Genomic DNA, 23,621 nt, shown 5'->3' on the forward strand with positions numbered 1-23,621 from the left:
GGGCGCGCGTCAGAAATCCGCGCAGCCGTTGCGCTTCTCGGTGTCGACGCAACTCGACAGGTTGGGCCGCGAGCGCACGCGCGACCATTCGCGCGCCAGCACGTCGCTGCCCTGCGTGGCGCGGTCGCCTTCCAGCGGCCCGGTGGCAAAGCAGATCGGCGGCGGGCCGATGTTGCGGTCGTACACCCAGGTGGCGGGCAGGTCGCGCAGCACGTCGGGGCGCGGCAGGTTGGGCAGCCCGCCGACGAACAGGGTGCCCGGCACCACGTTGACCGCATAGCCCTCGGCCGAGGTGAAGGCTCCGTTGATCGGGTACGCGCCCTGCGGGCTGGCCTGCAGCGCCGGCGAGAACAGGAAGCCGGCGAAGCCCGCACCCGTGTCGCCCAGAATGAGCCCGCCGATGCCGTAGCTGAACAGCGGGTTCGGATAGCCGAAAGGCCGGCTCGCGTTGGCGATGACCACCGTTGCCACCGGCTGCTGCGCATAGATGAAGTGGTTGGCGCCTGCGGGAATGCTCACCGCGCACAGGCCCGAGTAGGCGCAGTGGTACAGGTTGGGGTACAGCCCCGAGCCCGCCAGGCCGCCGCGCGTTTCGCCCACCCAGGTGTCGGCCCACACGCGCCACGGCGCGCCGCCGATCGTGTAGCCGCCGGTGTTCTGGAAGCGCGAGGCCGCCACGAGGTCGGCTCCGTTGGTGCTGCTCACGTTGGCGCCCAGCAGCAGGTCACCGCTCAGCGTGCGCACGAACACGGTGTCGGCCGCCATCGAAGTGGCAGACACGACCTGCGGCGCATTCCCCGCAGCGTCGTAGCCGGTGACGCTCACCGAGCCCAGCTTCACCGTGTCGACATCGACATACCGGAAGGCGCCGGCCGCGCCGCCGCCCACGGTGTCGGCACTGACGTTGTTCGCCGCCTGGTCGAGCAGCACGCTGCCGCCAGTGGAGCGCGCCAGCAGCGTGCCGGCTGTGATCGGCGCGGCTGCTGTCTGCGTGATGTTGCCGCCCGAAATCAACCCGACCTTCGACGCCGTAAGTGCGCCGCCGAGCTGGATGTTGCCGCCACCGCCGTTCTGCAGCGTCAGCGCGTTGGCCACGCTCAGCGGCCCGACGACGTTGATGTCTGCCGCATGGGCATTGCTGCCGGCGACGATGGTGGGCGCATCGAGCCGCGTGAACTCGTCGGCCGAGACCGCAAAGCCCGTGGCCGCCGTGCCGCCCAGCGTGATGGGGTTGGCCGTGCGGTCGACGGCGTTGCCGGCCGCGTCCACGCCGCCGGGGCGCAGGTTCAGTACATTGCCCGCGCGCACCGTGCCGGTCAGCACCAGCGCGTCGGTCGAACCGTCGTTGCTCGCGCGCAGCACCACGTTGTTGTTGCCGTCGATGCGGCCGCCGGTGCCGAGGGTGACGCCCGTGCCATTGGCCTGCGACTCGCCCGCGACGTCGATGTTGCCCGCGCCCAGCGTGGTGACCAGCGCGTTGTTGGCGATCAGCACGCCGCCCGATGTTGCGCTCGCGGCGCCGGGCGTCACGAGCCCGCGCACGCCGATGTTGCCGTCGATGCTGCGCACCGTGACGTTGCTCAGGTCGACGGCCTGCACGGCCAGCGCCCCGGTGCTGGGGTCCGTCACGCCGCTGCCGGTGCCGTAGATCGAGATGTCGCCGCTTGTGGTGAGGATCTGGCTGGGCCCGGTACCCGCGCCGATGCGCACGCCGGTGCCGCCTGGAGCGGTGCCCGAGATCGACACGTCGCCGGTGCTGCTCTGGATGCCGACGCCGCTGAGCTGCACCGTCGCGGTGAAACCCGAGAAGGTGGGCGTGCCGCGCTGGCCTGTGATCTGCACCGTGCCGCCGGGGCCCGCATCGCCCAGCGCCGTGGTGCGCGTGTCGATCGTGGTGTTCGTCATCTGGATGGCCGTATTGCCCGTCGGGCGGGTGTCGGCCGTCATCGTGACGTTGCCGCCGTTGGTGGCGATCGTCATGCCGCTCAAAAAGATCGATCCGTTCTGGCCACCCACGCCCGCGTTGAACACCACGTTGAGCGCACCGGAGTTGGACTGGATCGAGTTGTTGTTGAAGGCGTTGATGTTGTGCGCCGCGTCGAGTTCGAACGTGAGCGGTGCGGCGCCCTTGCTGCGCACGATGGCGGCATCGGCCGCGAAAGTGATGTTGCCGTCGAAGGCGTTGCCGCCCGTGCCGGTCGTGATCGTCACGCTTGTGCCACCGTCGAGCGCGTTGTTGATGTCGCCGTCCTGAATGGTCGAGTTGGCCAGCGGATCGAAGGGGTTGCCCGTGAGGCTGCCCGAGGCGGTGCCATGCGCGATGTTGACGTTGAACGGATCGATCACCCAGGAGCCCGAGCTGCCCACGGGCGCCGATGCGTCCACGCGCAGGCCGGTCAGGTCGAAGTGCTGCGCCGAGGTCTCGATGCTGCCGCCGTTGCCGCCGGCACTGCCGCCGCGCGCCGACAGGCTGCCGAAGGCGCGCAGCGTGTCGCCCGCGATCACGTTCACCGTGCCGCCGTTGCCGACGCCCGCGCCGGCATCGGCCTGCAGGCTGGTGGTGGCGCTGAGCGCGATCGCGTTCGTGGCCGCGATGTCGATGCTGCCGCCGCCCGTCGCGCCGCTGGCGTCGAGACGTGCGATCAGCGGATCGCCTTCGGAAAAATCCAACCCGTCGACCAGCACGTTGCGGCCTTTGATCGAGATGCTGCCGCCCTTGCCGGTGCTGCTGGCGACCGAGACCAGGGCGTCGGTGGGTGGCTCGGCGCCGGCATCGAGCGCCGCCAAGGCGAAATCGGAGGAGAAGTTCAGGCGCAGCGCGACATCGGTGCCCTGGCCGTCGATGGCGATGGTGCCGCCCGCTGCACGCAGCGCGTTGGACTGCCCCTGGGCGCCGATGTCCACGCCATACACCGGGTTGCCGTCGGGTGTCAGCACGATGCCGCCGCCGCTGTCGAGCGCGGCGCTGAAGCCTTCGCCGCCCGCGCGGCCGGTGATGTCGATGCGCCGGCCGTTGCCGGCCGTGATGACGGTGTCGGAGACAACGACGCCGTCCGATCCGCCCGCCGAACGCCCCTGGTTGGCGAACTCCACGCTCTGCCGCATCGCCTCGAGGCTGCCGCCGGTGCCCGTGATCCGCACGTCGCCGCCGGCGTCGACGGAATAGCCACCGATGTAGACGCCGGCCTGGTTGAAGATGTTGCCGACCGGCATGTCGGAGGTCCAGTCGGTGCCGCGCCCCGTGAGCACCACGTCGCCGCCGGACGAGGCGATGGAGGTCCCGAAGGCCACGTTGAGCCCGGTGGCGCCGACACCGCCGACGCCGTCGAGGCTCACCGTGCCGGTGCCGTCGGCCTTCACCGTGCTGTACCAGAGCGAAACGCCTTCGCTGGAGACGAAATTGGGATCGCCACCTTCGTTGGTTCGGACCCAGGACCGGCCCTGCCCCCGCAGGCTGATGTTGCCGCCGGCATTGGTGGAGAGCGTGCTTTCGGTCAGGTAGATGCCCTCGGTCCACTCGCTGCCACCGCTGCCGTTCGGGACCGAGCCACCCACCGCACGGCCATTGAGCGCATCGCCCTGGCCAAAGAAGCGGATGTTGCCGCCGTTGGCGTCGATGGTGGCTTCCGAGAGCCGGATGGCGCCCGCGTAGTCGGTTTCGTTGTCCTGCGATCCGGTGACGGAAATCTTGCTGGCGTCCGCCGCACGCGCCGCGATGGCGCCCGTCGAATCGGCGTTGAAGTCCACGTTCAGCGCGCCCTGCTTCGACGAGATGGCGGCGCCGCTGTTCATGGTGATGCTGCCCGCGGAATCCACCCGCAGCGTGGCGGTGCCACCCTCCTGCTTCACCACCTGCACGTTCTGGCCGAAGTTCACGCCTGTGCCGGCGCCGATCGCGCCACTGGCCAGCGTCACGTCGGTGCCGCGGCCCAGCGCGTTGCCGACGCTGCCCGCGTCGACGCTCGCACCGGAACTGAAGGCGGGATAGCCCGCGTCGTATGCAGGAACGTCGGTCGCATTGGCGACGTCGAGATTGCCCGTGGGCGTCTCGATGCGCCAGCTGCCGTTGGCGCCACCGGCCGTGCCGCCTCCGGCATCGACGCGCGCACCGCCGACCCGCAGGCCGTCGGCCACGGTCGCGATGTTGCCGCCCTTGCCGCTGCCGGCGCCGCGCGCGCTCAGTTCGCCGTACACCTGTGCGCGCGATTCGCGCGCCGGTGCAACGCTGCCGTCCGGCAGGGTCTGGCCCGCGGCCGTACCCACGTCGATGTTGCCGCCCGCGCCTTCGCCGGTGGCATTGGCGCGCAGCGCCGAGGTCGATGCCAGCGCCACGTCATAGCCGCGTACCGAGACCGTGCCGCCGCCGGCCTGTCCGCTGGCATCGACCACTGCCTGCGGATGCTCGGCATCGCCGCCCTGCAGCTGCACCTGTCCCGCCACGATGCGAATGGTGCCGCCGCGCTCGCCGGCTGCGGCGCCCGTGGCGTCGAGAGTGCCGCCGGTCATCTCGACCCGGTTGTCCGGCCCGCCGCCCAGAAAGATTTCGCCGTTGCGCGTGCCCATGGTTCGCGCGCGCACGGTGCCGGTCTGGTTGACCACCAGTTCACCCAGCGTGGCGGAGCTGCCCATCAGCGCCACGCGCCCGCCATTGGCCTGCAGCGTGCCGCTGTTCTCGACGGACGCGCTGGTGGCCATCGCGTCGGGCGCGATGACGATGTTGGTGAGCCCGTCGCCCACGAGGTCGAGCGTGATCTTGCGGCCCGAGGCCAGCGCGACCGTGCCGCCGTCGGCGGTGATGGTGCCGGTGTTGCTGACCTTGGCCCCCATCAGCACCACCGGGCCGCCGCCGGTGGCAGTGATGTTGACGGCGTTGCTCACCGAAGCGGTGCTGGCGTCGGGGCGCTCGAACGTGAGCTTGGTGGCGCCGTCCATGAAACTCTGGTCGGGGGTCGACAGTGCCAGCGTGGAGGCGATCAGGCCGCCCACGTTCACTGTCGCACCCTGGCTGAACATCACGCCGCTGGGGTTGATCAGGATGAGCCGCCCATTGGCTGTGAGCTGGCCGGCGATGGTGGAGAGCTCGCCGCCCGTGACCCGATTGAGCAGCACGCTGCTCGAGCCCGGCTGCTGCACGATGACAGCGGAGCCCAAAGGCACGCTGAAGCTGTTCCACTGGGCGATGGCGCGGTTCGTGTTCTGCAGGACGTTCAACGTGGTCGCGCCGTTCGGCGCCTGCGTCATGCCTGGCGCGCAGACGCCACCCAGCGCGAGGCACACACCGCCCGCGACAGGCACAAAGCCCGTGGGCAGCGTCACCGCCAGCGCGGGCCCGAAGCCGATGCAGGCCAGCGACAGGGCCAGCGGGCGCAGGCGCGGCAAGCGGTGCGAAATGAAAGAAGGGCCGCGTGATGTCATGGGGAAACCTTCAGATGGTCAGAACGCCTTGATGAGCTGCACATACAGGCGCGGATTGCGCCCACCGCCATCCGTCTGCGCGGGCGGGGTGCCGGCGCGCCAGGCCAGCGTTGCGTTGATCGAGAAATTGCCCGGCCGCGACCAGCTCAGGCCCACGCCGTAGCCGCGCAGGCTGTGGCTGTTGATGCCGTCGTAGGGCGTCGGGTTGCGCACGATCTTTCCGTGCGCGGCGTCGTAGAAGAGGAAGGGCGTGAGCTCTTCGTTGAGCGACCAACGCCATTCGACCGTGCCGATCACGCCCTGGTCCACCAGCAGTTCGCCCGAGGGGTAGGCGCGCACCGCGCGTGCGCCGCCGAGCGCGAGTTTTTCGGAGGCGTCGAGGTTCTTGCTGGCCCACTGGCCGCCCAGCGACAGGTACAGCGAGTGGCGCGGCACGATGGCTTGCAGGCGCGAGAGCTGGAAGCTCAGCTTGGTGAAGCCGCCTTCGGTGTTGTGGCCGGTAATGCTGCGGTCGAAGTCGCGGCTTTCCGGATCGCGGATCGAGAGGTTGCCGTGGTACAGCGTGCCCGAACTGGCCCAGTAGCCACCGCCCAGCAGTTCGTCGCGGCGCTCCCAGGTCCAGCCAAGGCTCAGGCCGTTGACGCGTTTCTTCGAGCTGAAGTCGGCCGCGCGCAGTTCGTCGGTAAGGTCTTTCACATCGACGCCTAGGCGCAGGAACAGGTTCTGCTGGCGCTGGCGGATCAGCGGATAGTTCAGCGAAAAGTCGAGCACGTTGGCGCGGCCGCGCGCATCGAGGTCGACAAACTGGCCGCCGAGCTCATAGCTCACGCGCGACAGGCCAACGCCCGCGCGCAGCCCGCTGGTGCCGATGGGCGCCTCGTACGCGATGCGGCCGTATTGCAGCGCATTGCTGTCGGACACCATCACGCGCATGTCGAGGTTGTCGCCGATGCCGAAAGGGCTGAGCCAGCGTGCCGTGCCGCCCACGCGGTAGCGGCCTGACTCCTTGGTGCCGTGGTTGTCGGCCTCGGCCGTGAAGGCCCAGCGCGGCGCGGCGGCCACTTCGACAGACAGATCCGTTGTGCCGGCCTGCGAGCCTTCCTGCAGGCCCGAGGACACCTTGACGCCGGGCTGGTCCGACAGCAGCAGCATCGCGCGTTCATATGCCGGCGCGCTCACGGCCTCACCGGGCTGCAGCGGCGCGAGAAAACCGCGCACGCGAGATTCGGCAATGGGCGCATCGGGCGCGACCACCACGTCGACCTTGCCGAGGCGGCCTTCGATGACGCTGATCTCCACGATGCCGTCGCGCACGGTCTGCACGGGCACCACGGCCTGTGCGAGGAAGTAGCCTCGTTCCTTGTAGCGCGCGGTGATGGCTTTCGCCAGCTCTTCGAGGTCGGTGAGCGTGACGTCACGGCCGATGTAGGGGCCGGTGATGGTTTGCAGCTCTTCGTTTGTCAGCGCTTTCACGCCGTTGAGCCGCAGGTCGTTGAGCTTGAATGTCGCGCCTGTCGCGCCTGTCGGGCGTGGCGGTGCGGGCAGGCTCTGCGGTGCGACGGCACCTGTTGCCTGGGCCAGCGGGCGATCGCAGGTGCCGCATGGGTCTTGCGTGGGCAGCAGCGTGTTGGCGTCGGACTCTGTTTCGGCCGCGTGTGTGCGCTGGGCTGCGATCAGCAGAGTTGCGCTGACCAAGGCTGTGACTGCGAAGGCAATTGGCGTGGGGCGTTGACTGGCTCGCATGTCAGTGCTCCGTCACGCGTTGTGTTGCGTGTTCTTGTTCATGGCGCGTGCGAATGACACCGGGTACTCCCCTCCGCGAATGTCCCCCGCCTTCGGCTCCTCCTTTATTTCGCTGCGGGGAGCACCCGATGCCATTCACACATTGAGCGCGGCTGTCTTGCCAGCCGATCAACCGCTGCGTCCATCGATCACGTCGATGGTGTGCTCTGCGCAGCGAAATAAAGGAGGAGGCCGCAGGCCGGGGGACATTCGCGGAGCAGAGCACACCGTCGGCGTGATCGCGCCCAGAAACAACGCAGCGAATCGACAAGCAAAGTTTCATCTCAACTCCCCACCGTGAGACGCCAGTTGCCGATCAAATTGAACGGCGCCCAGAAGAAGGGATGGGACATCTTTGGGTCCTTCAATACAGCGAGTTGCCCGGCCTGCATGGCCTTCTGGATGTCGCGCCCTTTGGCCAGCTCACCGTAGAGCGTGCTCATGAGCACAGCGGTTGCGTCGTCCGACACCGGCCACAGCGAGGCGATCAGGCTGGAGCTGCCGGCCGAGAGAAACGAGCGCGTAAAGCCCAGCACCTCGTCGCCCTGCGCGATGCGCCCCAGCCCCGATTCGCAGGCCGACAGCGTTACCAGCGCGGTGCCGTCCATCGGCAGCCCGAGGATCTCGTGAGCTTCCAGAAAATTCTGCTTGCCGCCCTCGTTGGCCAGCAGGATGCGCGAGTACAGCGGATCGACCGCGTCCGCCTCGGCATGCGCCGCCACATGCATCAGCGGTGAGCGCGCGGCCACGTCGCGGAACTGCGTCTTGGTGGCGGCCGCGCCCATGTACACGGTGTTGCGCGGGAACAGCTGCGCGAGCTGCTTCACTTCGGTCTCGGCGCCGGGCAGGTCGTACTTGTCCTCGATGCGCGGATTGCCGAAGGCGGTGAGCGATGCGTTCACGCGCGGCGTGCGCTGCGCGAGCTGCACTGCGATGCTGATCGACGGCGCCACCGCCACCGGATGCGTCTCGATGACGTAGCGGCCATCGAGCCGCAGCGCCTGGAACGGCAGGTAGTGCAAGGGCCCGTGCGGCACCACGATCAGCCTCTGCCCCGGTGCCAGACCGAGCGGCCCGAGCAGCGCGGCGCCCAGCTTGTCTGCATTGGTGATGGCGGTACGACGGCCGCGCACGATCGAATTACGGAAAGTCTCGACCAGCTCGTTGAGTTCGTCGCGCTTCACCGCCACCGTCTTCTCGGTGATGTTGCTGGAGCTCACGACCCACACTACGAGCCGGTCGGGCAGCGAGTGGAACTGCACCACGCGCTCGTCGGCCGCCAGCGTGCGCTGCAGCGTTGCAAGGTCGACGGTGTTGGCAGCCTGCTCGCTGATCTTCGCGCGGCCGCGCACCGCGTCGAGCAGCGCGCGCGAGCGGCTGTGCTCGCTCACCTCGAAGGCGGCCCGCGCATCGCCCGCGTCGCTATAAACGGCCACGCCGCGCTCGAACACCGTCTGCAGGTCCGAGAACAGGCCCATCTTGAATTCTTCGCTGCGGAACTTGGCACGCACCTTGTCGACGTCGCCCAGCGCGCGGCCCACGGCCTCGGCCGCGGCCTGCTTCTGGCCCAACGCGAGTTCGCTGCGCGCCACGCCGTCCCATGCCCAGAGGCGGTAGTACTCCGTGTCGGCGCCGACCTGCCGCGCGGTGAGGGCGCGGTACATGTCGCGTGCCTCGGCCGGCTTGTTCTCGGCCAGCAGCAGGCGGGCGCGCGTGCGGTCGAGTTGCGCGGTGAGCGGTGCGTCTTTCGGCGGCGCCATGGTGCCGAGCACTTCGCGTGCCCGTGCGGGGTCGCCCGATTCGATCAGCGCATTGACCAGCGAGGCCTGCACCAGCGGCGCGTAGCGCGGCGAGCTGTTGGCCAGCGCCTCGTCATAGCTGAGCACCGCGCCGGCGAAATCGCCGCGGCGCGTGCGCACGTCGCCGAGCACCTTCTGCACGGGGCCGACCACCAGCTTGGGGTCGCGCGCCTGGTGCCTGAGCGCTTCGCGTGCGAACTCTTCGGCTTTTTCGAGCTGGCCTGAGTAGCTGTAGACGATGGCCAGGTCGCGATTGGCCATGGCCATCAGGTTCGGGTCGTTGGTGGCGTTGGCCAGGTGCAGTGCCTTGCTCGCGGCGCGCACGCTCTGGCGGAACTCGCCGGCCTCGGCCAGCGCGACGGCCTGGCTGCAGTACTGATAGCCCGAGAGCTTGACGGCGTCCTGCCCATAGAGAACAGCGCCTTCGCTGGTCAATGCCAGCAAGGTGTCGGTGTCGGCCAGTCGGGCCTGCTCCATCTTGCTGGCCGCGGCTTCGGCGCTCGTCGCCTGCTGCGCCGATGCCAAAGAGCCGTAGCCCAGGAGAAGAATGCCAGCCAGACCGAGCGCCCCCGCGATGCTCGCACGATGACGTGCAGGGCGCTCCCATCCCCATCTTGAAAACCACGCCATTGAACCCCCTGCGTGCGGCCCATGCACCCGCTGCTGCGGATGCTCGACGCCGCGGGAGTGCGCGCCGTTCAGGCCTCGGGGGGGAAGTCTAGGAGCGGCTTTTTGCCGCGCCTATTCGCAAGAAGGTCTAGCGCTAAAGGACTAAGAGGGTGCTTGCGCCGGATCAATTTACCGTGTGCGCGCCCAGGCCGGCGGAGGTGTCCTCTGGCAAACCGATCCATTGCACCGACGGATCGAAAGCAAGGCCTGGGTTGCGATCCCCCGCCTTGATGTCGGGCTTGCGACGCAGGGTCCGGTTCAGTGTGCCGACTCCACCGGCAGTCCATTCGGTTCCAGGGTCAAAGCCGACTTGACCGAAGCGATCGATGACCACGCCCGACTTTTCCAGTGTCAGGGCATCGTCGCCATTGAAGTTGACTACGCCGCTGGTGAGTGTGCCTGCGGGCTTGAAGGCAGCCGTCGCACTGGCGTTCGCCAGCACCAGGACGCCACCGGCGGGCAAGGAGCCGGAAAGCGCCTGGGAACTGGCTGGCGGCGTAGCCGTGCCATTGGAATACAGCCTGACGGTATACAGGCTCAGGTCCACTGCCGATGCGGTCGGGTTGTAGATCTCGATCGCCTTGTTGCTCGCCGTGCCTTCCACGTATTCGCTGAAGAACAGATCCGGCGGCCCGGGCGGTACTACCACGACCACCGCGCTGACGTTCACGCTGCCCGATTGCGTTGCGGTCTGGCCGGCTGAGTTGGTCAGCGTGACCACCACGTTGTAGGTGCCCGCGGCCGCGTAGGTATGCGTCACCGTGCCGGTGCCAGGCGCTGTCGTGGCGGCGCTGCCGTCGCCCCAATCGACAGCGATGGAAGTCAGCGTCGTCGCGCCACCGGGTGTGGCTTCGAAGATGTTCACGCTGTAGGTTTCCCCGACCTTTACGACCGTCGGCATCGACGCACTGACGATGGGTTGCGTCACTGCGGCATCGGCTGCCAGGGTCAGGCCGACAAGCACCGGGTCATGGTCCGACGCGCGGAAGGGCGTGGGCGCATAGCGGTCGTCGGTCGTGAAGTCGGTGTTGTAGTCCAGCGCGGTGGGCTCGTCGGCGTTGATGTGCCACACGCTCACGCCGCTGACCTGCGAGCCCAGCGAAGACGATGCATAGGCATGGTCGAGCGCGCCGGTTTCGCCGCCGAAGACGTAGGTGTACCGGTTGTCGGCGGGCATGCGCTTGAGCAGGCTCTCGTTGCCGGCGGCTTCGAGCACCTTGGTCGGGTCTTCCAGCAGGTAGCTGTTGAAGTCGCCCATCATCAGCACGTCGGTCTCGTCCTCGTCCATGAGCTTGAGCTTGGCGACAAAGCTGTTCAGCGCCGTCGCCTGCTGGGTGCGTGCCAGGTTGAAGCAGCCCTGACCCTGGTCGACGTCGCCGGTGGTGGGGCAGCTGCCCTTGCTCTTGAAGTGGTTGACCACGAACCAGAAGCCACCGTTGTTGCCCATCGCGCTGAATCGCTGGGCCAGCGGCGGTCGTCCGCTTGCGGCGGTGTAGTCGGTCAGGTCCGTGCCCGTCGGACGAACTGCGTTGCCGACGCGCTGGACCTTCGCGGGCTTGTACAGGATGTCCACCTTGATGGCATCCGTGCCGAACACGCCGCTGTTGACGGCGGCATAGGTGTTCGGGCCGACCTTGGCGTTGAGGGCCGCCAGCAGGTCGTTCGTCGCCACGTCGGAGTTCTGGATTTCCATCAGACCCACCACGTCGGCGTCGAGCCCCGCGATGGCAGCCACGATCTTGGCCTGCTGCCGCTTGAACTCGTTCAGGTTGTTCGCGCCGCGGCAGTCCGTCGAGGCACCGGTGCCGAGCAAACAGCGCTGACCGGTCTGGCCCGCGGAGTTTTCTCCGTTCTGGAACGTGGTGAAGTAGTTGAGCACGTTGAGGCTGGCCACCTTGAGCGCGCCGCCGACCACCGGCGCCGTCGGCTGGCGTGGATTGGCCTGCGCGAACACGGGCGCCACCGTTGGCTGGATGCGATAGGCCGCGAAGTTGTGGCTCAGGATGCCGGTGACTTTCTGCGTCGTATCGCCGATGCGTCGGGTGCCGTCGGTGCCTGCTGCGCTCAGGTAGGGAATGGGGTTCGGGTTCTGGCGCGAAGAGCCGTCGTCCAGCACGATGCGCGAAAGCAGGTTCTGCGCATGGGTCGCCGCCGCATTGCCGTTGGTGGCGTTGAACTGCCGTCCGTTCAGTGCCAGCACCATCTGGCCATAGCGGCCCAGCTCGAACAGTTCCGTCACGGCCAGGGGCTGCGCAATTTCGACCAGCATGCCTTCGTAGCGCTCCAGCGCTGATTCGTCGACCACCGGCAGCGTGATCTGTGTGGGGCTGATTGCAACGCCGGAAGCGCAGACGCTGATGGCCAGAGGGTCCGCTGTCGTGCCGGCAATCTGCGTGATGCTGTCGGGCTTTGCATTGGCGCCCGCGGTCTGGCCAAACTCGGTCACCACACCGGAGACCTGAACGAAATCGCCAATGGACACACGGGTGGCGTTGGCCGGTGCATAGACAAAGATGCCTTCCGAGGTCAGCGGATCGGCATCGGGCACGAGTTGCTGTACGAAGAATCCATTCAGCTTCACGATTGTGGTGCCGGTGTTCTGGAAGTCACCCACGACCACGCCACGCACGGTCACGGCTTGCGTTGCCAGAGGACTCGTGTCGCCCGTTCCTTGAACGGATGAGATGGCCGTGACGGGCGCATTGGCCGGAACGGCGGCGGTACATGTGGGCGGTGGCGTGGTGCCTGTAGAAGGCCCGGGGATCAACGGGAAGGAGGTTCCGCCGCCACCGCCGCCGCAGGCGGTCAGCGCAACGACCAGTGTCAGTGCCAGAGCTTTGAACTGCCAGATTGGCCGCAGTGCCGAATGAGTCATGTGGGGTTTCTCGAGTGAAAGGGAAACAGCGAGCAAGCAGCGCGCGTTTATATGGAGCTTGTGTGTAGCCCCCGAGAAACCCGGACTCGTCATGGGTGATTGCCCGCGTTGGCGCGGCGCGCCACGCGCTGCAGGCCGCATTGCGGCCTGCAGACAGGTACGTCAAAAGCTTGCTAGGCCGGTACTGCGTCGATGTTCACGCGATCCCAATGCCGGTGCTTGGCAATGGCGGCAATGAAGTCATGCGCGATCTGCGTTGCGGCAGTGGCATCGCCCAGGTTGGTGACCGGCGTGGCGGCCACGATCACGCCTGCTGGAGCGTCGGAGTCGGCGGCAATGCCCAGCGTCGAGAGCAGTTGCACGCCCTCGCCCACGGTGCAGATCGCTTTGCAATGCTTGTAGGCCTCGAGCATGAAGTGCACCGCATCGCCGATGCCCGCCAATGCAGCGGCGCTTTCGCTACCAGCCGGCACCAGCACCGCATCGAACATCACCGACGGTGTGTTCGCGAACGTCATGTCGATGTCGATCTGCCGCTTCGACGCGCTGGCCACGGTGCCCAGACGCAGCCCGACGACCTTGCATTGCGCGCCTGCCTGTTCGAGCGCTTCGCGGATCGGCTTCAGCGAAGCCGAGTCCACACCGTCGGCCACGAGGATCGCGACCTTGCGCGTGCGGATCGAGCCGTCGCCGGTATCGGCCATGCTGAGCGCGGGCGATTCGTCGATGGGCAGCTCGATGCGGTGGTCGCGAAAGCCCGCGCGGCCTGCTGCAGCCTTGGCATCGGGCTCGCTGATGCCCAGCGGCTCGGCCACGCGGCGCGCGAGCTTCTCGTCCACGTGCGCGAGGTTGTCGACCATGCGCTGGCGGATGGCGGGCACTTCGAGCTTCGACAGCTCGAAGCGGAAGGCCGCGATGATGTGTTCCTTCTCGGCCGCGCTCTGGCTGTTGAAGAACAGGCGCGCCTGCGTGAAGTGGTCGTCGAACGACGGGCTGCGGCGGCGCACCTTGGGCGGTTCGATCTCTTCAGGGAAAGACTGGAAGCCGTGCTGGCCGCCGTCCACGCGAAACTCGGTGCCGCTGCCCAGCGTGTTGGGCTCGTAGGCCACCTGGCCTCGCGCGATGGTCTGCCTGTGCATGCCGTCGCGCTGGAAGTTGTGGAACGGGCACACGCCCTTGTTGATGGGCAGTTCGTGGAAGTTGGCGCCGCCCAGCCGCGAAATCTGCGTGTCGGTGTACGAGAACAGGCGGCCCTGCAGCAGCGGGTCGTTGCTGAAGTCGATGCCGGGCACCACGTGGCCCGGATGGAAGGCCACCTGCTCGGTCTCGGCAAAGAAGTTGTCGGGGTTGCGGTTGAGCACCAGCCTGCCGATCTTCTGCACGGGCACCATCTCTTCGGGAATCAGCTTGGTGGGGTCGAGCAGGTCGAAGCCGAGCGAGTGTTCCTTGTCCTGCGGAATCATCTGTACGCCGAGTTCCCATTCGGGGAAGTCGCCGTTCTCGATGGCTTCCCACAGGTCGCGGCGATGAAAGTCGGCGTCTTTGCCGGCGATCTTCTGCGCCTCGTCCCATGCGAGGCCGTGGATGCCGAGCTTGGGCTTCCAGTGGAACTTCACGAAGTGGCTCTCGCCGCGGCTGTTGACGAAGCGGAAGGTATGAACGCCGAAGCCTTCCATCATGCGCAGGCTGCGCGGAATGGCGCGGTCGCTCATGGCCCACATCAGCATGTGGGTGCTCTCGGGCATGAGCGAGGCGAAGTCCCAGAAGGTGTCGTGCGCGCTCGCGGCCTGCGGCATCTCGTGGTGCGGCTCGGGCTTTACGGCGTGGATGAGGTCGGGGAACTTCATCGCGTCCTGGATGAAGAACACCGGAATGTTGTTGCCCACGAGGTCGTAGTTGCCCTCGCGGGTATAGAACTTGACGGCGAAGCCGCGCACGTCGCGCACCGTATCGGCCGAGCCGCGCGAGCCGGCCACGGTCGAGAAGCGCACGAAAACGGGCGTCTTCTGGTCCGGGTCCTGGAGAAAGTCGGCGCAGGTGAACTGCGACATCGACTTGTAGACCTGGAAGTAGCCGTGCGCCGCCGAGCCGCGCGCGTGCACGGCGCGCTCGGGAATGCGCTCGTGGTCGAAGTGCGTGATCTTCTCGCGCAGGATGAAGTCTTCCAGCAGCGTGGGGCCGCGCACACCCGCTTTCAGCGAGTTGTGGTTGTCCGGTATCTGCAGACCCTGGTTGGTGGTGAGGGTCGTCGGATGCTCGACGGTGAAGCCTTCCAGCTGCTGCTGCTTGGCGTTGCTGCCGTCGCCCGCCTTGGTGGCGCTGGCGCGGCGGCCTGCGGCGGCCTTGTTCTGTGGCGTCATCGTGGATCTGCTGGAATCTTTCATGGGGTGGGCACTCAGCCTGTTTCGTTATTGCTGTCGAGGAACATGTCGAGCACGTTGACCACGGCGACGAGGCATATGCAGCCCGCCACGGCGGCAACGGCCCACACGAGGATTTCGTCGCCCCAGGTGCTGGCGAGCGTGTCGAAAAAAGAAAAGAACTCCATGGATCCCTCCGGGCTGCAAGCGAATTGCAAGGTTATGTTTCGCACCGCGCACAACCCGTAGTGGCCGCCCTCCCCCGTCTGTGGGAGAAAGAGTGCGTGCAAGGTAGGAGCGCACCGACAGCGCATCGCACCCGCCTACGCTGCTTCGCGGGGACTGGCCGTGGAGCCTGAAAGATTCGTCGCATAGCATGGGCCCACGGGACGGCACTGATCGTGCTTGTCATTCATCGCACTGCCTCGCGCACCGGCCGCACCGCCCGGATCCCCTCAGGGAAGAAAGAACCCCATGCAGATCAGGATCGGCTTCGACATCGAACTCGGCGTCACCGCCCCCACGGCGGTGATCTACATGCTGCAGGTGCACCCGTCGCGTGCCCAGGACCTGCAAGGCAGCGAGCACATCATCCTCAGCCCGCCGCTGGCCACCGACCACTACCAGGACAGCTTCGGCAACAGCTGCGCGCGCGTGCACGTGCCTGCCGGGGTGAGCAGCGTGCGTTTGCGCAACCACGCGGTGGTGTTCGACACCGGCTGGCCCGACCCGGTGGACTTCAGCGCCAGCGAGCATGCGGCGGCCGACCTGCCGGTGGACACGCTGCCCTTCGTGCTGCCCAGCCGCTATTGCGAGGTCGACGGCGAACTGCTGCAGTTCGCCTGGGCCAACTTCTCGAACGTGGCGCCGGGCTGGTCGCGCGTGCAGGCAATCTGCGACTTCGTGCACCGGCATCTGCGCTTCGACTACCAGAATGCACGGGCCACGCGCACCGCATTGGAGGGTTTTCGCGAACGCACGGGCGTGTGCCGCGACTTTGCGCACCTTGCAATCACGCTGTGCCGCTGCATGAACATACCGGCACGCTACGTCACGGGCTACCTCGGCGACATCGGCATTCCGCCGGTGCGCTTTCCGATGGATTTCAGCGCGTGGTTCGAGGTGTACCTGGGCAACCGCTGGCACACCTTCGACGCGCGGCACAACACGCCGCGCATCGGCCGAGTGGTGATCGCGCGCGGGCGCGACGCGGCGGACGTGCCGATCACGATGGTGTTCGGCGCGAACACGCTGCAGCGCTTCGACGTGACTACCGAGGAAGTGCTGCAGTAGTAGCTCTTGCAGGTCAGGCCAGCGACGCGGGCCTGGCGATGTAGCGCTCGCGGATCGCCTTGGCCGACCAGTAGGTCAGCGCCGCCACCAGGCCAGTGGGGTTGTAGCCCAGCCCCTGCGGGAAGGCCGAGGCACCGGGCACGAAGACGTTGTGCACGTCCCAGCTCTGCAAGTAGCGGTTGACCGCGCTGGTGCCCGGGTCGGTGCCCATGATCGCGCCGCCGTTGAGGTGGGTGGTCTGGTAGCTGGTCGTGTCGAAGTGCTCGCCGAAGTTCTTGACGAACACGCGCACGGCCTTCGGGCCCATCGCCTCGGCAATGCCGCGCATCTTCTCGGCCATGAAGCGGGTCATGCGGATGTCGTTGTCTTTCCAGTCGAAGGTCATGCGCAGCAAGGGCAGGCCCCAGGCGTCCTTGTAGGTCGGGTCCAGGCTCAGGTAGTTGTCGCGGTAGCTCATGTGCGCGCCATGCGCATCCATCGACATCGTGTGCGTGTAGTTGTCGGCAACGGCCTGCTTCCACGCACTGCCCCAGCCGGGCGCGCCCTCGGGCAGCGAGATGCCGCTGATCGGCTTCACGCCGGCCTGGTTGACCCACATCGGCGAGCCGCCGACGAAGCCGAACGGGCCGTGATCGAAGTTGTCGGCATTGAAGTCGTCGATGGCCACGCCGTTGCCGCCCGCGCCGATGAAGGGGTTGGCGTGCACGTCCTTGTCGAAGAAGGCCTTGATCGTCGCCATGTTCTGGTACGCGAAGTTGCGCCCGACGGTGCCCTTGCCGGTCGCCGGGTCGTAGGGCGTGCCGATGCCCGACAGCAGCATCAGCCGCACGTTGTGGAACTGGAACGCGCAGATGACGACGATGTCCGCCGGTTGTTCCACCTCGTGCCCTTGCGCATCGACATAGGTAACGCCGGTAGCGGTGCGGCGATCGGCAGCAAGGTTCACCCGCAGCACGTGCGCATGCGTGCGCAGCTCGAAGTTCGGCACCTGGCGCAGCGCCGGCAGCACGTTGACGTTGGGCGAGGCCTTCGAATAGTTGTAGCAGACATAGCCGCTGCAGTAGCCGCAGAAGTTGCACGGCCCCATCTGGCAGCCGTAGGGATTGGTGTACGGACCCGACGCGTTGGCCGACGGCAGGTCGTAGGGGTGATAGCCCAGCTTCGCCGCGGCATCGCCGAAGCGTTGTGCCGACACCGTGCGCTTCTGCGCGGGCAGCGGAAAGGCGCGCGAGCGGTCGGCCGCGAAGGGGTTGCCGCCCTTGCCTTCGCCCACTTTCTGGCCGGCCACGGTCCATGCGGTGCCTGAGGTGCCGAACACCTTTTCGGCGAAGTCGAAATGCGGCTCCAGTTCTTCGTAGCTGACGCCGAAGTCCTGGATCGTCATGCCATCGGGAATGAACTTCTTGCCATAGCGCTCTTCGTAGTGGCTGCGCAGACGCAACTCCGCAGGGTCGACGCGGAAGTGCACGCCCGACCAGTGCAGCCCCGCACCACCGACGCCGGTGCCCGGCAGGAAGGCACCCAGCTGCCGATAGGGCAGCGCCGTGTCGTTCACGCCGTGGCGGATCGTCACGGTCTCGCGCGAGATGTCCTGGAACAGCTTGCGGCGGATGTTGTAGGTGAGCTCGTCGAGCACCTTCGGGTAGATGCCGTCTGTGGCTGTGTCCTGCATCGGGCCACGCTCGAGCGCGACCACGTTCAGGCCGGCCTCGGTCAGCTCCTTGGCCATGATCGCGCCGGTCCAGCCGAAGCCGACGATCACCACGTCGGCTTTCTTCATCGTGTTGCCGGCCATGCTCAGCCTCTCTGCCCACTCAAGGCCACGGGTGGCAGCGGGTACTTCACGTCGCGCTCGACCCAATCCATGAAGTCGGCGCGCGCACCGGGAAACCCGATCAGCTTCCAGCCCGCGAGACCGCGGTTGCCGCCGTGCACCGGATCGGCGAAGAAGCCTTCGTGCACGTTCTGCAGCAGCATCGAGAAGAACAGCTGGGCCGGCACGGCGTCGAACACGGCCTTGCCCGATTCGATTGCATGCAGCGCCGCGTCTTGCGCATCGGCTGCGAGTTGCACGAAGGATTTGCCTTGCGCCTTCTGCACAAAGCCGTTGGCGGCATCGATTCCCAGGCGATAGATCTGCTGCGGAGTGAGCTGAGATTGGTAGCCCATCGTGGCCGGCGCGTCGGCGTTGAACGGCCCCTGCATGTACCAGAGCTTGCCGGTGGCCCAGGGCGTGTCCATTTGGCGATCGATGTACTCGGGCACGCCGGCTTCCACCGCCCCTGGGCCCGATGCGTCGTTCGGAATCAATCGCGCGCTGGCAGCGTTGACGAAAGCCCATTCGCCGGCGGTGAAGAAGCGCGGCGAATAGGTGCTCGGCGCCGGGTTGCTCACGGCCGCTTCGCCTTGCGCGGCCGTTGCCTGCCGGGTGTCGCATCCGGGAAGCACCGCGACGGCGAGGGTCGCTGCACCCAAGCCCTTGAACAACTGGCGCCTTGATGACGGTGGTTGCGATGAGTCCGGTGCGGTCACGGGCATGCTCCTGTCTGGTTCATGAGGCGGTCGATCAACGCGCGGGAGCGGCCTGCGCAGCCCGCTCCTTCTCGATGGCGCTGCGGATCGTGCCGACTTGTGCGGCCTGCACGGCCGAAGCCTTGTTGCCCCAGCTCTGGCGCGTGAAGCTCGCGAGCTGCGCCACTTCGTCGTCCGACAGGCGCCAGCCGAAGCCGGGCATGCCGAGCTCCGATGGCGCGACACGCGTGGCAGGCAATTTGCTGCCCTCGAGGATCAGGCGGATCACCGAGCTCGGATCGCCTGCCAGCACAGTGGAGTTGCCGGCGATGCGCGGAAACACCTGCGCATAGCCCAGCCCGTCGCTGCGATGGCAGGCCGCGCAGTTGTCGACGTACAGCTCGGCGCCGCGCGTCGAGTTGACGCCCTGCCACAGCGCCTTGGCGGTTGCAGGGTCGGCATTGAACGACGATGGCGAATGCGCCGAAGGCGGCAGCGTCTTGAGGAATGCGGCAATCGCTTTCAGATCGTCGTCGCTCAAGTGCTGCGTGCTGTGCACGATGGCATCGTTCATCGCACCGCCGACCACTGCATGCGATGCGTTGCGCGCGCTGCGCAAGGTCGCGACGATATCGGCAGTGGACCAAGCGCCCAGTCCGTCCGCCGGATTGCCGCGCAGGTTCACCGCCACCCATCCGTCGATGAGGGGCCCACCGGCCAGGTACTCGGGGTTGGACTCGTCCAGTGCCTTCTCCTGCATCGTCGGCGCGCGCGGCGTATGGCAACTGCCGCAATGCCCCAGGCCCTGCACCAGATACGCACCCCGCGCCACCGACATGTCGGCATAGCGAGCGGGGTCGAAGGCCACGGCATCTGGCTGCGGCGCAAATGCCTTGCGCCACAGCGCCATCGGCCAGCGCATCGACAGCGGCCAGGGAATGCCGCGTGGATGCGGTTGCGCTTGGGCCGGCGCCACGCCGTGCATGAAAAAGGCATACAGCGCGCGGAGGTCGTCGTCGCTCATGCGCGCATACGACGGGTAAGGCATCGCGGGGTACAGCGAATCGCCGTCGATCCGGATGCCGTGGCGCACCGCGCGATCGAAGTCGGCGAGCGTGTAGTTGCCAATGCCGCTGTCGCGATCGGGCGTGATGTTGGTGCTGTACATCGCACCGATGGGCGAAGCCAGCGGCAGCCCGCCGGCAAATGGCGCTCCGCCCGGTGCCGTGTGGCAGGCCACGCAATCGCCGGCCTGAGCCAGGTAGCGGCCCTTGTCGATGAGGGCTTTCGAATTGCTGTCGGACGCGGCGGCGATGCTCCGCGTGGTCGTGGGCCACAGCGCAAGAGCCAGCACTGTGATGATGACGAGTACGGTGATGCCTGCCAAAGGCCACAGGAGTTTCTTCATCGTCGTTGCAGTCTCCTTGCGCCGCTGAATGACGTCAAGCAAATGATGAAGAGGAATGTCTCTTGATACTTTCGGATCAGCGCATCACTCCGGCTTGTAGCCGAGCAACTTCATCGCGGCAGCAAGGCCCTTGCGGCTGCGCTCCATCGCGGCCCAGGGCTTGTTGCCGGTGTCGAAGCGCTGCGCTGCATTGGCTACGGTCCACTGCGAAGCGCTCGTGAGCTCCGGCAACTCATCCCACGCAAGCGGCACCGACACACCGAGCCCCGGGCGCGAGCGCGCCGACCATGCGCTGACGGTGGTCGCGCCGAAGCCGTTGCGCAGGTAGTCGACGAAGACCTTGCCCACACGGTTGCGCGGCCCGCTCTTGGCAACGAAACGCGCCGGAATGGTCTGCGCGAGATGCGCCACCACGGCCTGCGAAAAGCCCTTGACGGCATCCCAGTCGTACTGGCGACGAATGGGCGCGACCACGTGCAGCCCCTTGCCGCCGCTGGTCTTCAGGAATGACGGCAGGCCCAGCTCGTCGAGCAGCGTGCGCACCAGCATCGCGGCCTCCTGTATCTGCGGCCACGCCACGCCTTCGCCGGGGTCGAGGTCGAAGGTCATGCGGTCGGGCTCGCCGATGGCGCGCGAAGTGGCGTTCCAGGTGTGCAGCTCGATGACGTTCATCTGCGCGGCGCCCAGCAGGCCCTGCTTCGTGTCGATCTGCAGCAGCGGCTCGTGGCCCGGGTCGAGCGCGGGATCGAGCAGGCGCACGCCGGGAATCTCGCGGTTCTGCACGTGCTTCTGGAAGAACAGCTCGCCGCCCACGCCCTCGGGCGCACGCACGAGCGACACCGGACGGCCGCGCAGGTGCGGCAGCATGAGCTTGGCCACGCCGTCGTAGTAGGCGGCGAGCTCGCCCTTGGTGATGCCGCTGTGCTTGTCGATCACGCGGTCGGCGTGGGTGATCTTCTGGGACATGGGGCTGCTCTTTTCTTCCTTCGGCCGCTCGCGGCGAATGTCGCGCGCGGGCTTGTCGGCGCGCAGGCCCTGAAAGACGGCCTGGCGCACGCGGTCTTCGCGCGTCCATTCGCCGAACGAGACTTCGGCCACGAGTGTTGGCTTGACCCACTGCGCCTTGATGCCGCGCGGCGTGGGGGTGAACGGGCAGTCGTCGGTGGCCAGCCTGTCGAGCTTCGTCTTGATGTCGGCGAGACGATTGGCGTCGAAGCCCGTGCCGACGTTGCCGCAGTAGCGAAGGCGCCCGGTGGCCTCGTCGTGCACGCCGAGCAGCAATGAGCCGAAGCCCGAGCGCGCGCCCTTCGGCGTGGTGTAGCCGCCGATCACGAATTCCTGGCGCTGCTGGTTCTTGAGCTTGATCCAGTCGGGCGAGCGGCGCGACACATACAGCGAGCCCTTGCGCTTGCCGACGATGCCCTCGAAGCCGATGCGCGCCGATGACGCGAGCAGGTCGCGCGGCGAGGCGTTGAAGGCTTCGCTCAGGCGCAGTGGCGCGGGCGGCTTCTTGCCGAGCAACTGCGCGAGCCGTTCGCGGCGCTGCTCGACCGGCATGTCGCGCAGATCTTCGCCGTCGAGAAAAGGCGCGTCGAACAGCCAGTAGACGATGGACGATGTCGCGCCGCTATCGAAGGCGTTCTGCAGCGCCTGGAAGTCGGGTGCGCCGTTTTCGCCGTCGACGGTGATCTCGCCGTCGAGCCAGGCCGAGTCGGTAGGCAGCTTCGCGAGGGCCTTGGCGAGTGCGGGCAGCTTCGCGGTCCAGTCGTGGCCGTTGCGGGTGAAGCAGCGGACCTTGCCCTTGTCGATGCGCGCGAGCAGGCGGTAGCCGTCGAACTTCAGCTCGTAGAGCCAGTCGTTGGGGGACGGCGGTGGCGAGGCCGCGAGGGTGGCGAGCTGGGGCTGGAAGGTTGCGGGGAGTGCGGTCTTCTTTACGGCCTTCTTCGGCGGCTGGTCCACCTCGTCCACGCCACGCCCGGTGATCACGCTCGCCGGTTGTTCTTCAAGCACGTCGTAGTCGTCGAGCGCACGCGCATCGCCGTCGCGCTCCTTGATGAGCAACCAGGGTTCGTGCTTCTCGTCGCCCTTGCCGTGCATGCGCACCAGCGTCCAGTGGCCGTGCAGCTTCTCGCCGCGCAGTTCGAACTTGAGCTTGCCGGCCGCGAGCGCCTTGCGCGCATCGCCGTCGGGCAGCCAGTCGCCGCGGTCCCAGACGATCACGCTGCCCGCGCCGTACTGCTTCGGCGGGATCGTGCCCTCGAAGCCGGCGTACGAGATCGGATGGTCTTCGACGTGCACGGCCATGCGCTTCACGGTCGGATCGAGGCACGGCCCCTTCGGCACGGCCCAGCTCTTGAGCGTGCCGTCGAGTTCAAGCCTGAAGTCGTAGTGCAGATGGCTCGCGTGGTGCTTCTGGATGACGAAGGACAGCACGCCCTTGCCATTCCTGCCGCCGACCTTGGGCTCGGGCGTGCGGGTGAAATCGCGCTTGCCGTGGTAGCGCGCCAGTGCCTTGCGCGCGGTCGATGCGGTGGTGCCCATGGCGGAAGGCCCGCGTCAGGCGGCGCGGCGATGGCGGACCGGGGCCTTGCGCGCTGCTGTCTTGGCGGCGGGCCTGCGCTTCTTCGCCGCGGCCTTGGGTGGGGGAGCTTCTTCTTCGCCAGCAGCCTTCGCCTTGCCGCGCAGGCTGCGCTGCAGCAGCTCGGTCAGGTCGATGATCTTGGCGCCGCGACCTTCGGTGGCTTGCTCTTCTTCAGGCTCGGGCTGCGTCACGGTCTCGGTCTGGCCGGCCTTCACCTTCTTGTCGATCAGCCGCAGGATCTCGTCCTTGAACTCGTCCTTGAATTCATTCGGGTCCCAGTCGGCGCTCATGTCGTCGACCAGCTGCTTGGCCATCTTGAGCTCGCGCTCGCTCAGGCCGGCTTTCTTCGCGTCTTCGGAGGGCAGGGGCAGGTCGGTCCACGGGCGGATGTCGGCGCCCCAGCGCAGCAGGTTCAGCACGAGGCCGGGGCCGACGGGCACCAGCACGGCGAGGTGCTGCTTGGTCTGGATGACGACACGCGCCACGCCCACGCGCTCGCTGCGCTGCAGGGTTTCGCGCAGCAGCGCGTACACCTTGGCGCCGCGGTTGATCGGCGCCACGTAGTAGGGCCGCTCCAGGTACACGAAGGGAATGCCGTTGGCCGGCACGAAGGACTCGATCTCGATGGTCTGCGTGGTCTTGGGGTAGGCGGCCGCGATCTCCTTGTCGCTGATCACCACGTACTCGCCGTCTTCATACTCGACGCCCTTCACGATCTGCTCGCGCGCGATTTCCTTGCCGGTCTTCTTGTTGATGCGCTTGTAGCCGACCGGGTCCATGGTCCGCTTGTCGAGCCAGTCGAAGTCGATGCCGTGGTCGGTGGTGGCCGAATAGAGCGCCACCGGGATGTGGACGAGGCCGAAGCTGATGGCGCCCTTCCACAGGACGCGCGGCGCGGGGGCTTTTTTCGAGACTGGCATGGGCACAC

12 protein-coding genes are annotated in these 23,621 nt (G+C 67.2%); 1 reads left to right on the forward strand and 11 read right to left on the reverse strand.

The genetic code is table 11. The annotated features are described in order from the left end of the window. Positions 1-9: 9 nt before the first annotated feature. The 6 genes from ACSFBF_RS30160 to ACSFBF_RS30185 all read right to left on the reverse strand — a co-directional run bounded on the left by ACSFBF_RS30160 (position 10) and on the right by ACSFBF_RS30185 (position 15,088). Positions 10-5,415, reverse strand: a complete 5,406-nt coding sequence (locus ACSFBF_RS30160) for a two-partner secretion domain-containing protein (protein WP_435473440.1) — start codon at positions 5,413-5,415, stop codon at positions 10-12. 18 nt (positions 5,416-5,433) lie between these two features. Next, positions 5,434-7,158, reverse strand: coding sequence for a ShlB/FhaC/HecB family hemolysin secretion/activation protein (locus ACSFBF_RS30165; RefSeq protein ID WP_435473442.1), 1,725 nt, complete (start codon positions 7,156-7,158; stop codon positions 5,434-5,436). A 323-nt stretch (positions 7,159-7,481) separates the two neighbouring features. Then, positions 7,482-9,626, reverse strand: coding sequence for a CHAT domain-containing protein (locus ACSFBF_RS30170; RefSeq protein WP_435473444.1), 2,145 nt, complete (start codon positions 9,624-9,626; stop codon positions 7,482-7,484). A 163-nt stretch (positions 9,627-9,789) separates the two neighbouring features. Beyond that, positions 9,790-12,540 (reverse strand): ExeM/NucH family extracellular endonuclease, encoded by a 2,751-nt coding sequence (locus ACSFBF_RS30175; RefSeq protein WP_435473445.1) that lies wholly within the window; start codon positions 12,538-12,540, stop codon positions 9,790-9,792. A gap of 173 nt (positions 12,541-12,713) precedes the next feature. Then, positions 12,714-14,900, reverse strand: a complete 2,187-nt coding sequence (katE, locus tag ACSFBF_RS30180) for a catalase HPII (RefSeq protein WP_435473447.1) — start codon at positions 14,898-14,900, stop codon at positions 12,714-12,716. Between the two features lie 35 nt (positions 14,901-14,935). Then, entirely contained in the window at positions 14,936-15,088 is a 153-nt protein-coding gene (locus ACSFBF_RS30185; protein WP_435473449.1) for a hypothetical protein, read from the reverse strand. Positions 15,089-15,374: 286 nt separating this feature from the next. On the opposite strand from ACSFBF_RS30185, the gene ACSFBF_RS30190 reads away from it, so the two are divergent. After that, positions 15,375-16,193: a transglutaminase-like domain-containing protein gene (locus ACSFBF_RS30190; protein WP_435473451.1), complete on the forward strand. Its 819-nt coding sequence runs from the start codon at positions 15,375-15,377 to the stop codon at positions 16,191-16,193. A 13-nt stretch (positions 16,194-16,206) separates the two neighbouring features. On the opposite strand, the gene ACSFBF_RS30195 is transcribed toward ACSFBF_RS30190, so the two are convergent. From ACSFBF_RS30195 to ku, 5 genes are all read right to left on the reverse strand, one after another. Further along, positions 16,207-17,988 carry a GMC family oxidoreductase gene (locus ACSFBF_RS30195; protein WP_435473453.1) on the reverse strand — a complete coding sequence of 594 codons (1,782 nt, stop codon included), beginning with the start codon at positions 17,986-17,988 and terminating at the stop codon, positions 16,207-16,209. Positions 17,989-17,990: 2 nt separating this feature from the next. Further along, positions 17,991-18,731: a gluconate 2-dehydrogenase subunit 3 family protein gene (locus ACSFBF_RS30200; RefSeq protein WP_435473455.1), complete on the reverse strand. Its 741-nt coding sequence runs from the start codon at positions 18,729-18,731 to the stop codon at positions 17,991-17,993. A 28-nt stretch (positions 18,732-18,759) separates the two neighbouring features. After that, positions 18,760-20,112 (reverse strand): c-type cytochrome, encoded by a 1,353-nt coding sequence (locus ACSFBF_RS30205; protein WP_435473457.1) that lies wholly within the window; start codon positions 20,110-20,112, stop codon positions 18,760-18,762. 84 nt (positions 20,113-20,196) lie between these two features. Beyond that, positions 20,197-22,653 (reverse strand): DNA ligase D, encoded by a 2,457-nt coding sequence (gene ligD / locus ACSFBF_RS30210; protein ID WP_435473459.1) that lies wholly within the window; start codon positions 22,651-22,653, stop codon positions 20,197-20,199. Between the two features lie 15 nt (positions 22,654-22,668). Further along, on the reverse strand, positions 22,669-23,613 hold the full coding sequence (ku, locus tag ACSFBF_RS30215; RefSeq protein WP_435473461.1) for a non-homologous end joining protein Ku: 945 nt from the start codon (positions 23,611-23,613) through the stop codon (positions 22,669-22,671). Between the last annotated feature and the right edge of the window lie 8 nt (positions 23,614-23,621).

Source organism: Variovorax nivicola, from assembly GCF_051216475.1.
Classification (GTDB): Bacteria; Pseudomonadota; Gammaproteobacteria; order Burkholderiales; family Burkholderiaceae_C; genus Variovorax.